The organism is Nocardioides sp. CER19 (assembly GCF_029846275.1).
Taxonomy (GTDB): Bacteria; Actinomycetota; Actinomycetes; order Propionibacteriales; family Nocardioidaceae; genus Nocardioides.
Genome location: NZ_JARVWS010000001.1, coordinates 1,590,470 through 1,604,463 on the forward strand (window position 1 = coordinate 1,590,470; position 13,994 = coordinate 1,604,463).

Annotated in this window: 13 protein-coding genes; 9 read left to right on the top strand and 4 right to left on the bottom strand. The window is 70.5% G+C overall.

All coding sequences use genetic code 11. The features are described from left to right. Window positions 1-23 precede the first annotated feature (23 nt). Entirely contained in the window at window positions 24-1,718 is a 1,695-nt protein-coding gene (locus QDS12_RS07850; protein ID WP_279878253.1) for a DHA2 family efflux MFS transporter permease subunit, read from the top strand. A gap of 67 nt (window positions 1,719-1,785) precedes the next feature. Then, the gene (locus tag QDS12_RS07855; RefSeq protein WP_279878254.1) at window positions 1,786-3,735 is read left to right on the top strand and encodes a TIGR03960 family B12-binding radical SAM protein; all 1,950 of its coding nucleotides are present in this window, start codon (window positions 1,786-1,788) and stop codon (window positions 3,733-3,735) included. 7 nt (window positions 3,736-3,742) lie between these two features. On the opposite strand, the gene QDS12_RS07860 is transcribed toward QDS12_RS07855, so the two are convergent. Further along, window positions 3,743-4,072: a winged helix-turn-helix transcriptional regulator gene (locus QDS12_RS07860; RefSeq protein ID WP_279878256.1), complete on the bottom strand. Its 330-nt coding sequence runs from the start codon at window positions 4,070-4,072 to the stop codon at window positions 3,743-3,745. A gap of 64 nt (window positions 4,073-4,136) precedes the next feature. On the opposite strand from QDS12_RS07860, the gene QDS12_RS07865 reads away from it, so the two are divergent. Further along, window positions 4,137-4,802 (top strand): NAD(P)-binding domain-containing protein, encoded by a 666-nt coding sequence (locus QDS12_RS07865; RefSeq protein WP_279878257.1) that lies wholly within the window; start codon window positions 4,137-4,139, stop codon window positions 4,800-4,802. Window positions 4,803-4,983: 181 nt separating this feature from the next. After that, window positions 4,984-5,535, top strand: coding sequence for an AAA family ATPase (locus QDS12_RS07870; protein ID WP_279878258.1), 552 nt, complete (start codon window positions 4,984-4,986; stop codon window positions 5,533-5,535). A gap of 24 nt (window positions 5,536-5,559) precedes the next feature. Here the strand turns inward: QDS12_RS07870 and QDS12_RS07875 are convergent, their stop codons facing one another. Together QDS12_RS07875 and QDS12_RS07880 are read right to left on the bottom strand one after the other, a co-directional pair. After that, window positions 5,560-5,772, bottom strand: a complete 213-nt coding sequence (locus QDS12_RS07875) for a hypothetical protein (protein WP_279878260.1) — start codon at window positions 5,770-5,772, stop codon at window positions 5,560-5,562. A gap of 58 nt (window positions 5,773-5,830) precedes the next feature. Further along, entirely contained in the window at window positions 5,831-7,027 is a 1,197-nt protein-coding gene (locus QDS12_RS07880) for an MFS transporter (RefSeq protein ID WP_279878262.1), read from the bottom strand. A 132-nt stretch (window positions 7,028-7,159) separates the two neighbouring features. On the opposite strand from QDS12_RS07880, the gene QDS12_RS07885 reads away from it, so the two are divergent. Genes QDS12_RS07885 through QDS12_RS07905 form a run of 5 tightly spaced genes read left to right on the top strand, consistent with a single transcriptional unit; the run spans window position 7,160 to window position 13,144 of the window. Further along, complete coding sequence (locus QDS12_RS07885; protein WP_279878264.1) at window positions 7,160-8,398, top strand: nucleotide sugar dehydrogenase; 1,239 nt, start codon at window positions 7,160-7,162, stop codon at window positions 8,396-8,398. Continuing rightward, a complete protein-coding gene (locus QDS12_RS07890; RefSeq protein ID WP_279878266.1) occupies window positions 8,395-9,153 on the top strand; it encodes a glycosyltransferase family 2 protein in 759 nt (252 codons plus the stop codon). Before QDS12_RS07885 ends, QDS12_RS07890 begins: the two co-directional genes overlap by 4 nt. Window positions 9,154-9,198: 45 nt before the next feature. Beyond that, window positions 9,199-10,233, top strand: coding sequence for an NAD(P)-dependent oxidoreductase (locus QDS12_RS07895; RefSeq protein ID WP_279878268.1), 1,035 nt, complete (start codon window positions 9,199-9,201; stop codon window positions 10,231-10,233). Next, window positions 10,233-11,897 carry a hypothetical protein gene (locus QDS12_RS07900; RefSeq protein ID WP_279878270.1) on the top strand — a complete coding sequence of 555 codons (1,665 nt, stop codon included), beginning with the start codon at window positions 10,233-10,235 and terminating at the stop codon, window positions 11,895-11,897. Before QDS12_RS07895 ends, QDS12_RS07900 begins: the two co-directional genes overlap by 1 nt. Beyond that, entirely contained in the window at window positions 11,885-13,144 is a 1,260-nt protein-coding gene (locus QDS12_RS07905; protein WP_279878271.1) for a hypothetical protein, read from the top strand. The genes QDS12_RS07900 and QDS12_RS07905 overlap by 13 nt, the downstream gene beginning before the upstream one ends. A 19-nt stretch (window positions 13,145-13,163) precedes the next feature. Here the strand turns inward: QDS12_RS07905 and QDS12_RS07910 are convergent, their stop codons facing one another. Then, the gene (locus tag QDS12_RS07910; RefSeq protein ID WP_279878273.1) at window positions 13,164-13,829 is read right to left on the bottom strand and encodes a class I SAM-dependent methyltransferase; all 666 of its coding nucleotides are present in this window, start codon (window positions 13,827-13,829) and stop codon (window positions 13,164-13,166) included. Window positions 13,830-13,994 lie beyond the last annotated feature (165 nt).

Genomic DNA, 13,994 nt, shown 5'->3' on the forward strand with positions numbered 1-13,994 from the left:
TCGCCGCCGTAGATTGGGCGGCAATGGCCACCACGCCCACCACTCCTGACCCCGATCCGACGGCCGTCCGCGAGCCGGCGCCGGCACCGGGGGAGTACTCCCACCAGGCGATCCTCAGGATCATCAGCGGCCTCATGCTGGCGATGTTCCTCGGCGCCCTCGACCAGACCATCGTCTCGACCTCGATCCGCACGATCGCCGACGACCTGCATGGCCTGTCGGCGCAGGCGTGGGTGACGACCGCCTACCTGATCACGTCGACGATCACGACGCCGATCTACGGCAAGCTCGGCGACCTGTGGGGCCGCAAGAAGCTCTTCATGTTCGCGATCACGGTCTTCATCATCGGGTCGGCGCTGTGCTCGCTGTCGACGTCGATGTACGAGCTCGCGGCGTTCCGCGCCTTCCAGGGTCTGGGCGCCGGCGGCCTGTTCACGCTCGTGCTCGCGATCATCGGCGACATCGTCTCGCCGCGGGAGCGTGCGAAGTACACCGGCTACTTCATGGCGACCTTCGGCTCGTCCAGCGTGCTGGGCCCGGTCATCGGCGGCCTCCTCGCCGGGACGGACACCATCCTCGGGGTCACCGGCTGGCGCTGGGTCTTCCTGGTCAACGTGCCGATCGGCATCGTGGCGCTCGTGGTCGTCTTCCGGACGCTGCACGTGCACCACGTCAAGCGGTCCTCGGCGATCGACTGGATGGGGGCCGTCGCCCTGTGCATCTGCCTGGTCCCGCTGCTCGTCGTGCTGGAGCAGGGCCGGGAATGGGGCTGGAGCTCGGGTCGCTCGGTCGGCTGCTTCGTCATCGCGGCCGTCGGCCTGGCGCTCTTCGTCGCCGCCGAGGCGAAGATGCGCGACGCGGCGCTGATCCCGCTCAGGCTCTTCACCATCCGCCCTGCGGTGGTGACCATCATCGCGAGCGTCATCGTCGGCATGGGCATGTTCGGCGGCATGATGCTGCTGCCCCTCTACATGCAGATCGTGCACGGGGCGACGCCGACCGAGTCCGGCTTCCTCATGCTGCCGATGGTCGCCGGGCTGATGGCCGCCTCGATCACCTCAGGACGCATCATCTCGAAGACGGGCCGCACGCGGGCCTTTCCCATCGCCGGGTCCGGCCTGATGGCGCTCGGGATGTTCGCCCTGACCACGATCTCGGCCGACACGCACCTGTGGACCGTGGCGATCATGATGCTGGTCGTCGGGTACGGCGTCGGCAACTGCATGCAGCCGCTCATGCTCACCATGCAGTCGTCGGTGCCGCCCACCGCGATCGGCATGGCCACCTCGTCGGCCACGTTCTTCCGCCAGATCGGCGGCACGATCGGCGTGGCGATCTTCCTCTCGATGCTGTTCGGCAGCGTGGGCGCCAACATCCAGAGCGCGTTCGCGGACGCCCGGCCGCAGATCGCGGCCCTCGCCAAGGACCCGTCCTTCCAGCCGTCCTCGATCGACCGGGAGGTGCTCGCCGGGGACAACACCGTGTTCGCCCACGTGCAGAACGACTCCTCGATCATCGAGCGGATGAACCCCGTGCTGGCCCACCCGTTCAAGGCTGGCTTCGCCGACTCGATCGCGTCGGTGTTCTGGGTGTCCGGCGGGCTCGGGGTGCTCGCCTTTCTCGTGCTGCTCACGATGCCCGAGGTCGAGCTCCGACAGCAGTCCGCCTCGGCGGCCGTGGCGGCCGCGGAGGCCCGGGAGGACGCGGCCGACGGCTGAGCCGGGCCGCGTCGGGCCGACCCGCTCGAATCGGCTCACGGCGCCCCGTCGACGTACCCTGAACGCTATGTCCGGCGAGTCTGTCTTCCCCCGCCTCGAGCCGCACCTCGGTCGTGTCTCCAAGCCGATCCAGTACGTCGGCGGCGAGCTGAACTCGACTGTCAAGGACTGGGACGCGGACCCCTCGACGACGCAGGTCAGGTGGGCGCTGATGTACCCCGACGCCTACGAGGTCGGCCTGCCGAACCAAGGTGTCGCGATCCTCTACGAGGTGCTCAACGAGCGCGAGGGAACCCTCGCCGAGCGCACCTACGCGGTCTGGCCGGACCTGGAGAAGATCATGCGGGAGGAGTCGATCCCGCAGTTCACCGTCGACGCCCACCGGCCGGTGCGGGACTTCGACGTCTTCGGCATCAGCTTCTCCACCGAGCTGGGCTACACCAACATGCTCAACGCCCTCGACCTGGCCGGCATCCCGCTGCACGCGGCCGACCGGACCGAGGCCGACCCGGTCGTCATCGCCGGCGGCCACGCGGCGTTCAACCCCGAGCCGATCGCCGACTTCATCGACGCCGCCGTCCTGGGCGACGGCGAGGAGGTCGTGCTGGCGATCTCCGAGGTCGTGCGCGAGTGGAAGGGCGAGGGCGAGCCCGGCGGCCGCGACGAGCTGCTGCGCCGGCTGGCCGTGTCCGGCGGCGTCTACGTGCCCCGGTTCTACGACGTCGCCTACGGCGCCGACGGCGCGATCGAGGCCGTCGTCCCCAACCGCCCGGGCATCCCGTGGCGGGTCCGCAAGCACACGCTCATGGACCTCGACGCGTGGCCCTACCCGGCCAAGCCGCTGGTGCCGCTCGCCGAGACGGTCCACGAGCGGTTCTCCGTGGAGATCTTCCGCGGCTGCACGCGCGGCTGTCGCTTCTGCCAGGCCGGCATGATCACCCGGCCGGTGCGCGAGCGGTCGATCAGCACCATCGGCGCGATGGTGGAGAACGGCATCCGCAAGTCGGGCTTCGAGGAGGTCGGCCTGCTGTCGCTGTCGAGCGCCGACCACACCGAGATCGGCGACATCGCCACCGGCCTCGCCGACCGCTACGAGGGCTCGAACATCTCGCTGTCGTTGCCGTCGACGCGCGTAGACGCCTTCAACATCACCCTCGCCAACGAGTTCTCCCGCAACGGGCGCCGCTCCGGTCTCACGTTCGCGCCCGAGGGCGGCAGCGAGCGGATGCGCCGGGTCATCAACAAGATGGTGACCGAGGAGGACCTCATCCGCACCGTCGCCACGGCGTACTCGCACGGCTGGCGCCAGGTGAAGCTCTACTTCATGTGCGGCCTCCCGACCGAGACCGACGAGGACGTGCTCGCCATCGCCGACCTCGCCAAGAAGGTCATCGCCAAGGGCCGCGAGGTCTCTGGCCGCAACGACATCCGCTGCACCGTGTCGATCGGTGGGTTCGTCCCCAAGCCGCACACGCCGTTCCAGTGGGCGGCGCAGCTCGACGACGCGACCACCGACGAGCGCCTGGCCAAGCTCCGCAAGGAGGTGCAGTCTGACAAGCGGTTCGGCCGCGCCATCGGCTTCCGCTACCACGACGGCAAGCCCGGCATCGTCGAGGGACTGCTCTCGCGCGGCGACCGCCGGGTCGGCCGGGTCCTCGAGGAGGTGTGGCGCGACGGCGGCCGCTTCGACGGCTGGAGCGAGCACTTCTCCTTCGAGCGCTGGATGTCCTCCGCCGCCCGTGCGCTCGAGGGCACCGGTGTCGACGTCGACTGGTACACCACGCGGGAGCGCGCCTACGACGAGGTGCTCCCGTGGGACCACCTCGACAGCGGCCTCGACAAGGACTGGCTGTGGGGCGACTGGGAGGACGCGCTCGCGGCCGCCGACGGCGAGGACATCGAGATCGAGGACTGCCGGTGGACGCCCTGCTACGACTGCGGCGTGTGCCCTGAGATGGGCACCGAGATCCAGGTCGGGCCCACCGGGCAGAAGTTGCTGCCGTTGTCGGTCGTGTGAGCCGCCGCTACCGAGCGAGAGCCGTCGAGTTGTCCTCGGCCCAACGCGCCAGGGTCAACAGCGGGCCGGACGCGAACGACCGACCCAGGGGCGTCAGGTCGTACGTCGGCTCACCGCTGAGCCCACGAGCGACGAGTCCGGCTGCCACGAGGCGACCGAGCGACTCGTGAAGCGACTTGTCGCTGATGTCGCCGATGGCGCTCAACAGGTCCCGTCGGCGACGCGGGCCCTCGCGCAACACCGCCAGCGCGACGGGATCCCAGGTGTGGGCGATCAGCGAGGCGCCGAGGCGGACGTAGCAGTCAGCGCCGAAGGGGACGCAGTCATCAGCCAGCACCATCATCATCCTCTCGAGACGACTCCTACGGATCGGTAGGAATCACCTCCCTAGCGTCACATGCATGACCAACTCATCGAGCAACACGCCTGGCTCCGCGCGCCTTCGCATCGCCGTCATCGGCACCGGCAACCTCGCCTCGACACTGGGAGCTACGTGGGTGCGATCCGGCCAGGAGCTGTCCGTCTTCGGTCGCTCGTTCGACCGCGCAGCAGCGGTCGCGAATGAGATCGGCGGCACGGCGATCGCGGCCTCGTCCGTTCGTGCTCACGACCTCGTCGTACTCGCCGTGTCACCCGACGGCGTCCAGGAGGCGCTGACCCTCGTCGGCGCGCCGGGTGGAGCGCTGGCCGGTGTGCCCCTGATCGACACCACCAACCCGATCGACTGGACGACGGGCCGGCACCTGTTGGCGAGCGGCTCGTTCGCCGAGCAGGTCGCCCACTGGGCACCAGGCTCCCTCGTGGTCAAGGCCCTCCAGTCGTACGCGGGGCACATGTGGCTCAACAGCCCTGACCCCGAGCGGACGGTCGCGCTGTGTGGCGACGATCCCGCGGCCCTGGAGCTCGTGGCCCGTGCTGTGACCGCGCTGGGGGGACTGAGCCTGGTCGTCGGAGGACTTGAGGTGGCCCGTCAGGCTGAGGAGGCGACCGCCTTCGTCGCCCGCATCGCCGCAGCCGGGGGCAACCCGCGTCTGACGGTGCCCGCACTGCAGCCGAACCGACGATGACGCACGTCGCCGAGCTCGGGTGAGCCCGTCATGGATCTGCGAAAGGTTCCATCTGCCCTGAGATGGGCACCGAGATCCAGGTCGGCCCCACGGGCCAGAAGCTGCTGCCGCTCTCGGTGGTCTGAGCAGGCCCCCGGCTCGGCCTGGCCGCGGATCTTCTGAGCGCCGCTAGGCTGCGGCGGTGGCCACGCTCATCCACCTCAACGGCGCACCGGGAGTCGGCAAGAGCACGATCGCCGAGAGGTACGTGGCCGAGCACCCCGGAGTCCTGAACTGCGACGTCGACCGTCTCCGCTGCCTCGTCGGCGGCTGGCGGAACGACTTCGAAGCGGTCGGCGCGATCATCCGCCCCGTGGCCCTGGCCATGATCCGAGCACACCTGGACGGCGGGCACGACGTCGTCCTGCCCCAGATGCTGGCGAGCGAGGAGGAGCGGGCCAGGTTCCGGGCCGCGGCGCTCGAGGCAGGGCACGGCTACGTGCACGTGCTGCTGCAGGCGCCACCGGGCGAGGCGCGCGCCAGCTTCTACGGACGTCCGGACGGCGACCCGCTGCACGACGCCATCCGTGGGGTCGTCGACGGTGACGGCGGCGGTTCGGTGGTCGACGACTACGACCGTCGGCTGGCGCGGACGGCGGACCGGACGCGGGATGCCCTCGTCGTCGACGCGGGGGCCGACGTCGCGGCCACCTACCGGGCCGTGGTCGCCGCGCTCCGGCTCACCGCGGCCTGAGGTCCTCCGGCCGCGCGCCGGTCGTCAGGTCGCGAGCACCGAGCTGGGCGAGCCGGGTCCGGGCGGGCTCGGAGACCTGGTCGTTGAGCCAGACGTGCTGGCCGGCCCTCGCTCGTCGTGCAGCCACTCGGCGATCCAGGCGTCGGCCCAGGTGTCGACCGACGCCCACGTGGTGACCCCGTCCTCGGGGTCGACGAGCTCGCAAGGGCCGTCGGCGAGCAGACGTGCGTCGGTCATGTGCCCAGCGTGACGCGACGACCGCGGGTTCGGCCAGCGAAATCACCGGGGGGACGGCTCAGGCCGCCGCCCGCTCCGCGACCCGGAGCTGGTCCTCGACGAACACCGGGCGGGCGGACATCAGGCCGAAGATCGTCTGCGGCACGCACACGGCGATGAGCACCAGCAGCGGCACTGTCCAGCCGTCGGTGTGCTCGTGGATGATGCCGATGGCGAACGGCCCGATGCCGGCGATCAGGTAGCCGACCGACTGCGCGACGCTGGAGAGCGCGGCGGTGCCGGCGGCCGTGCGCGAGCGCATGTTGATGAGCACGAGCACCAGCGGGAACGTCACGGCGCCGGCGCCGACGAGCATGGCGGCCGGGATGGCCAGGCCGTGCGGGGCGATCAGCAGCGCGAGGTAGCCGACCGGGTAGCAGAGCATGAAGAACAGCAGGATCCGGCGAGGGTGCGCACTGCGGGCGAGCGCGGCCGGCGCCCAGAGCGAGAGCGGGATGGACATCGCGGCGAGCAGGCCGACCAGGACGCCGGCAGCAGAGTCGGAGTAGCCGGCGTCGCGCCACAGCGTCGCGAACCAACCGAAGACGACGTACGCCTGGAGCGACTGCAGGCCGAAGAAGAAGATCATGGACACCCCGATCGGGGTCCGCAGGACCTCGAGGAAGCCCACCGTGTGCGGACCGGGGTCGACCGACTGGTCGTGCGCGACCATCGGCAGCCACGGGATCGCCGCGACGACGGCGACGAGGGCCCACACGCCGATGCCGGTCCGCCAGCCGCCGCCGGCGTGGGAGATCGGGACGGTCAGCGTGAGCGCGAGCGTCAGCCCGACGGCCAGCAGCGTCGTGTAGAGCGCGGTGACGCGGCCGATCTGGTCGGGGAAGTGGAGCTTGACGAGCGAGGGGAGCAGGACGTTCGCGAGCGCCATCCCGGCGAGGGCGACCATCGACAGGGCGAGGAAGGCCAGCTCGTCGTCGGCGAGGGCGCGGCCGAACAGTCCGAGCGCGACCGCGAACAGGGCGAGCAGGGTGACCCGGTGGACGCCGAACCGGCGCGCGAGCGTGGGTGCCACCGAGCCGAACAGCGCGAAGGCGAGCACCGGCAGGGAGGTCAGCAGGCTCGCCATGCTGGCGCCCATGTGCAGGCCTTTCCGGACCTCTTCCAGGACCGGGCCCACGCTGACCGCGGTGGGCCGCAGGTTGACCGCCAGCAGCAGGATGGCGACGAGGGCGACGATCGACGAGCGGCGGATCACCAGGAGATCCTTGCACCGCCCATCGCCTGAACGGCACCGGGTATCGCCGATCCGGCCCTCATGTTGAACAATGGACGCCGTTCTCCGCGCGCCGCGTCGAGGACCACACCCGGACCCGAAGGAAGAAACCGCATGACGAGTCCCGACCTGGCCCCGAACGTCGCGTCCGAGGGTGGGCCGGCCGCCGGTCTCGACGTCGTGGTGGTGGGCGGTTGCGGTCACGTCGGGCTGCCGCTGGCGATCGGGTTCGCGTCCCGCGGGCTCCAGGTCGGGATCTACGACCTCAACGAGGCAGCCGTCGACCTGGTCAACGCCGGGGGCCTCCCGTTCCAGGAGAACGGCGCGCAGGAGGTGCTCGAGCGGGTGCTCGCCGACGGTCGCCTCCACGCGACCACCGACCCCGGCGTCATCTCGCGGGCGGACGCCGTCGTCGTCGTCATCGGCACGCCGGTCGACGAGCACCTCAACCCCGACCCGCGCGCGGTCACGCGCGCCGTCGCGGCGCTCGCTCCGCAGTTCCGGGACGGTCAGCTCCTCGTGCTGCGCAGCACGGTCTACCCGGGCGTCACCGACGCGGTCGAGCGGCTGCTGGACGACCTCGACCTCAGCGTCGACGTCACGTTCTGCCCCGAGCGGATCGCCGAGGGCAAGGCGATGGAGGAGCTCTTCTCGCTGCCGCAGATCGTCTCTGGCCGCACCCAGGGCGTCCGTGACCGGGCCGCGAAGCTCTTCGGCAACCTCACCGACAGCATCGTCGAGCTCGAGCCGGAGGAGGCCGAGCTGGCGAAGCTGTTCACCAACACCTGGCGCTACATCAAGTTCGCCGCGGCCAACCAGTTCTACATGATGGCCAACGACCACGGTCTCGACTACGACCGCATCCGGCGGGCGCTCGCGCAGGACTACCCGCGGGCCCAGGACATCCCGGGCGCCGGCTTCGCCGCCGGTCCGTGCCTGTTCAAGGACACGATGCAGCTGGCCGCGTTCACCGACAACTCGTTCGTCCTCGGCCACTCGGCGATGCTGGTCAACGAGGGCCTGCCGCTCTACCTCGTCACCCACCTCGAGAAGAAGCACGACCTCTCCGAGATGACCGTCGGCATCCTCGGCATGGCTTTCAAGGGCGAGAGCGACGACATCCGCTCCAGCCTCTCCTACAAGCTCAGGCGCATCCTCGAGTTCCGCACCAAGCGGGTCCTCACCACGGACCCCTACGTCACGGTCGACGACTCGCTCCTGCCGCTGGAGCGGGTGATCGAGGAGAGCGACCTGCTGATCCTCGCCGCTCCGCACAAGGCGTACGCCGACCTCGACCCCTCGCTCCCGATCATCGACATCTGGAACCTGCTGGGTCGGGGCACGACCGTATGAGCCTCGAGGTCACGGTCGTCATCCCCGCCTACAACGAGGGTGAGGCGATCAGCCCGGTCCTCGAGCGGATCATCACCTCGGTCGAGTCCGAGGTCACGATCCTCGTCGTCGTCGACTTCCCGGAGGACACGACGATCCCCGTCGTGCAGAAGTTCAACGCCGAGCACTCCCACGTGCAGGCCGTCGTCTCGACCTACGGCCGCGGGCCGGCGAACGCGATCCGCTACGGGGTCGACCAGGCGACGACGCCGATCGTCGTCGTGACGATGGCCGACGGGAGCGACGACCCCCGCCAGATCGACGCCCTGGCGCGCCTGGTCGACCGCGGTGTCGTCGTGGCGGCCGCCTCGCGCTACAGCGCCGGCGGCCAGCAGGTCGGCGGCCCGCTCTTCAAGGGGATGCTCTCCCGCAGCGCCGGCCGGTCCCTCGGGGTCCTGGGCCGGGTCGGCACCCGCGACGCGACCAACAGCTTCAAGGCCTACTCCACGGAGTTCGTGCGCGAGGTGGGCATCCACAGCCGCAGCGGCTTCGAGATCGGCCTCGAGCTCACCGCGAAGGCACGCCGCCTGCGCCGACCGGTCGCCGAGATCCCGACCATCTGGCTCGACCGCGAGATCGGGGAGTCGAACTTCCAGCTGAAGCGCTGGGTGCCGAAGTACCTGCGCTGGTACCGCTTCGCGTTCGGACCGACGCTCACCGTCGAGCAGCTCAAGGTCCAGGCGGAGCGCATCGCCGAGATCAACCAGAAGTCCTGACCACCGCCTCACGGCGAACGACAACGAAGCGAGAAAAGTCCCGACATGAGCACTGCCCAGCAGAAGGTCCTCGTCTCCGGTTCGGCCGGCTTCATCGGCGGCTATGTCGTCGAGGAGCTGCTCCGCCGGGGCTACAAGGTCGTCGGCATCGACAACTACTCGAAGTACGGCAAGGTCGAGAAGTCCTACGACAACCACCCGGACTACGAGTTCTACGAGGAGGACGCCCGCAACGTCGACCTCATGACCAAGCTGCTCATGGACTGCGACCACTTCATCGCGGGCGCGGCGCTCATCGGCGGCATCTCCTACTTCCACGCCTACGCCTACGACCTGCTCGCCACCAACGAGCGCATCATGGCGTCGCAGTGCGACGCCGCCATCGAGGCGCATCGCAACGGCCGGCTCAAGAAGGTCACCTACCTCTCGAGCTCGATGGTCTTCGAGTCGACCGAGCACTGGCCGTCGAAGGAGGGCGACGAGCGTCGGGTCCCGCCGCCGCTGTCGTCGTACGGCTTCCAGAAGCTGGCGGTGGAGTACTTCGCCAAGGCGGCCTGGGACCAGTACCAGCTGCCCTACACGATCGTGCGTCCGTTCAACTGCGTCGGCATCGGCGAGGGTCGCGCCCTCGGCGACGTCGAGGTGGAGTCGGGCAACGTCAAGCTCGCCATGAGCCACGTCGTCCCCGACATCGTGCAGAAGATCGTCAAGGGCCAGGACCCGCTCCACATCCTCGGCGAGGGCAACCAGGTCCGCCACTACACCTACGGCGGCGACCTGGCCCGCGGCATCGTCGAGTGCATGGAGCAGGAGGCGGCGTTCAACAACGACTTCAACATCTCCACGCCGGAGTCGACGTCCGTCCGCGAGCTCGCCGAGGTGATCTGGAAGAAGGTCAAGGGCGACGCCCCGCTGACGCTCGTCAGCGACCCGGCCTACGAGTACGACGTGCAGAAGCGCGTCCCGGACGTGACCAAGGCCAAGGAAGTGCTCGGCTTCGAGTGCACGACCACCCTGGACGAGATGCTGGACGAGGTCATCCCGTGGGTCACGCAGGCCGTGGCCGACGGACGGCTGTAGTGGCCGACCTCCACGCGCTCCGGCGCCGAGCCCTCGGCTCGGCGCCGGTCGCCGTCCTGGCCCTCGGACTCCTCGTCCTGGCCGGTGCGCTCGTCGCGCACGCCAGGAAGCTGTGGTTCTACGGCGACGACTGGGCGTTCCTGCTCCACCGCAGCCTGCGGGACGACACCCTCCACACGCTGTTCGTCCCGCACAACGAGCACTGGTCGACGATTCCCGTCCTCGTGTTCCGCACGCTCTTCGCCCTCTACGGCGCCGGCTCCTACCTTCCCTACGCGGTGATGCCGATCGCCGCGCACCTCGTCGCGGCGGCCCTCCTCTTCCTCGTGCTGCGCCGCGCCGGCCTCTCCCCGTGGGTGTCCGTGCTGACCGCGCTGACCTTCGCGTTCCTCGCGGGCGGCGCCGGTGCCGAGAACACCCTGTGGGACTTCCAGGTCGGCTTCCTGGGCTCGGCCGCGTTCGGCGTGGCCGCGCTGCTCGCCCTCCAGGGCTGGACACGGCCGTGGCGGATCGTCGCGGGCGTCGCCCTCGTCCTGGCGCTCATGTGCTCCGGCATGGGGATCATGGTGACGGGCTGGGCGGTCCTCTTCGTCCTGCTGCGACGCGGTCTGGTGCCGGCCGTCGTGACGGGTGTGGCACCAGCGGTCGTCTACGCCGTCTGGTACCTCGCCATCGGTCACGGCTACTCCTCGGCACCGGCGGCCGACCTGACGGTCGCGCCCCAGGCCGCGCTCAACGGCCTGGCCGACGTCTGGACGTCGGCGACCGGCATGGCAGGCGCGGGCCCGGCGGTGATGATCGTGCTCGCGGCGGTGGTGCTCCTGCGACGGCACACGCCCGACCAGTTCGCCCTCGGCGCCTCCGGGCTCGTCATGGCGGTGGGCTGCTTCTTCGCGATCGGGTACGCGCGCTCCGGTTTCGGCGCCGACGCGCTGACCGCCCACCATCGCTACCTCTACTTCGCGCTGCTGATGACGACACCGGCGCTCGGCCTGGCGTACCAGGTCGCCGCCGACCAGCTGCGCCTGCGGCCGCCGGCGGCGCTGCTGGCCTGGGCGGTGGCCGCCGTCGTGGTGTGCTGGGTAGGGCTGGCGCAGGCCGCGCTGTTCGCGGAGCAGCGGGCCGGGGCCGTCCAGACGGTGAAGAACCGGTTGGTCGCCGCCCGCGAGGTGGCGACGTCCGGGGAGCGACTCCTGACGGACTCGCCGGACCGGTTCACCGACCCGGACATCACCGTCGACCACCTGCTCGGCGTCCTGCGTGGCCTGCCTCGAGGGGCTTCGGCGACGACGCAGGCCCGGCTCGATGCGAGGGCGAGCCTGCAGGTCGGGGTCGCCCGCGACAGCTTCGGACTGCCGTCCGCGACCGCGGTGTCCTGGTCGGGCTTCTCCGGGATCGGTCCCGGGGACCACCCGCTCACGTCCTGCGCCACGGCCACGGCCGGCGAAGGTGCTCGCATCGGGTTCACGTCCGACGACGCCGGGCGACAGCTGCGGGTCACCGCGACCGGTCCGCTCGAGACCGGGATCGCGGCGAAGGGCGGCCTGAGTGCGCTCGGTGGCTGGCGCTACGGGAGCGAGCCGCTCTACGTCGGGGTCACCGCGCCGGGGGTGCGGGCCCGCGTCTACGTCCCGCCCGGACCAGTGACGGTGTGCCCCGGGTAACCGCGCTGCGCCGATGGGTCCTCGTCGGCGTGGTCCTCGTCGGCTCGACGGCCCTCTTCATGGCCCGTCGGCCCGACGAGCTCGCGTCGCCGTACCTGTGGGACGAGGAGGGCCAGGTCGTCGCACACTGGCTCTGGCACGGCTGGCACACGGCGTTCGAGCCGATCGACGGCGACCTGAACGCACTGACGACGGGCGGCATCGTGCTGGCGGGCTCGGTCGGGTGGTCCGTGCTCCCGGCGATCGACTACGTCCTGGCCGTCGCGACGTTCGCCCTGACCGCCGGCCTGCTGCTCGTCCCCCGATCGGCGTTCGGGCCGCTGCCCGTGCGCGCCGCGATGGTGATCTACCTCGCTGTCGTCCCGGTGAACCCCGAGGTCTACGGGGTGATGCTCTACTCGTTCTGGTGGACGTCCCTGTGGCCGATCATCGCCCTGGGCTGGGACGACAGGCCTTCGTGGCGCCGTCCCGTCGTGGTCGGCCTGGCCGCCCTGAACTCCCTGGCGGCCGCCGCGCTCGCCGTCGTCTACCTCCCGCTCGCGTGGCGCCGTCGCTCCCCGGAGCTGGCCGTGAGCGGCGGCGTCCTGCTCGCGGCCCTGGCGCTGCAGCTGTGGGCATACGCCTCGAGCCAGCGCGCGGCCGATGCCGCGCTGCGACCGGTCGCGGCGCTCGAGCAGACGATGATCAACGCCGGCCAGCTCGTCGTCGGCCGGTGGTTCCAGGCGCGTACGACGTCTCCGCTGCTGGACTCGCTGATCGGGGCCGCGCTCCTGCTCCTCATGCTGGGCTCCGCGCTCGCGCTCCGCGACCCCCGTGCGCGCGAGACCGGCGTCCTCCTGTGGCTGGGCGGTCTGCTGCTCTCGGGACTCGCCGCCGTGCCGGCCCCGTTGATGACGCACCCGGTGCTCGCCGGTCCGCGCTACTACTTCCTGCCGTTCGCGGTGTTCGGGCTGCTGCTGGTCTACCTCGCGGGACAGCTCGTGACGACCTGGCCGTCGGCGACCGTCATCGCCCGCGCAGGAGGCGTCCTGGCGTGCGTGATGCTGGCCTCCGCGCTGTCGCGGTTCCCCGACCACGGTGTCGCGGTGCGGCACTCGGACCACGTGGACTGGGCGAGCGAGATCAAGCGCTGTGCGACGTCGCCGCAGCGGTCAGTGATGTTCCCGCTGCAGCGCGACGGCGTGCTCGCCCATGTCGTACGGATCAGGTTCCCCTCGGCGAGGTGTCGGGAGCTCCAGGGCCGGTGACCCGGCCGGAGCCCGTGGCTCAGCCGGCCGGCGAGGCGACGATGAACGCCTGAGCCCCGAGAACCTTCCAGGCCAGCGGGATCTTCAGGTACATCTTGACGAGCCCGGGACCGGCGGGCAGTCGCCCCTTCGTCGTGTAGGGGAGGAACCGGGGGAGGCAGACCTCGGTGTCGTAGCCGGTCGCCCGCAGGACCTCGACGAGCGCGCGGTCGTCGACCGGGGTGATGTGGTCGAAGAACATCCAGTAGTCGCGCGCGCAGTAGCGGACGTTCGGCTGGAGGATGAGCAGCTTGCCGGAGGGCTTGAGCACCCGGCGCACCTCGACGAGCGTGGAGGCGATCACCTCGCGCGGCACGTGCTCGAAGAAGTTGCTGATGAAGACCCGGTCGACCGACCCCGTCCCGATGTCGGCCATGTCGTCGGACCGCGTCACGTAGGTGTCGACGCCCGCGCCCGCGCGCAGCGCGACGTCGGGGTTGAGGTCGACCGCGAGCTTGTGGCCGGCGTCGATGTTGTTGATGAACTCGCAGTGCCCGGCGGCGACGTCGAGCACCGTCGCGTCGCGGGGCACCCAGCGCTGGAAGAACTCCGAGCAGAGCACCTGCCAGAGGTCGGTGCGCTGTCGCTCCTGGTCCTCGAAACGGTTTCCGTAGAGCGTCCGCAGGTCCTCGGACTCAGTGGTCATCGGCGTCCTCTTCGTCGGCTTCTGCCCGTGGTGGCGCCCACACACTAACGTGAGGTCGCTCCGCTCGCCCCGAGCGGCGAGACGCCGGCCGCCCACCCGACCCACGAGGAACGTCAGTGAGAGAGCATCGATCGCAGGACCGCCTGGCTCGGGATGCCCGAGCGG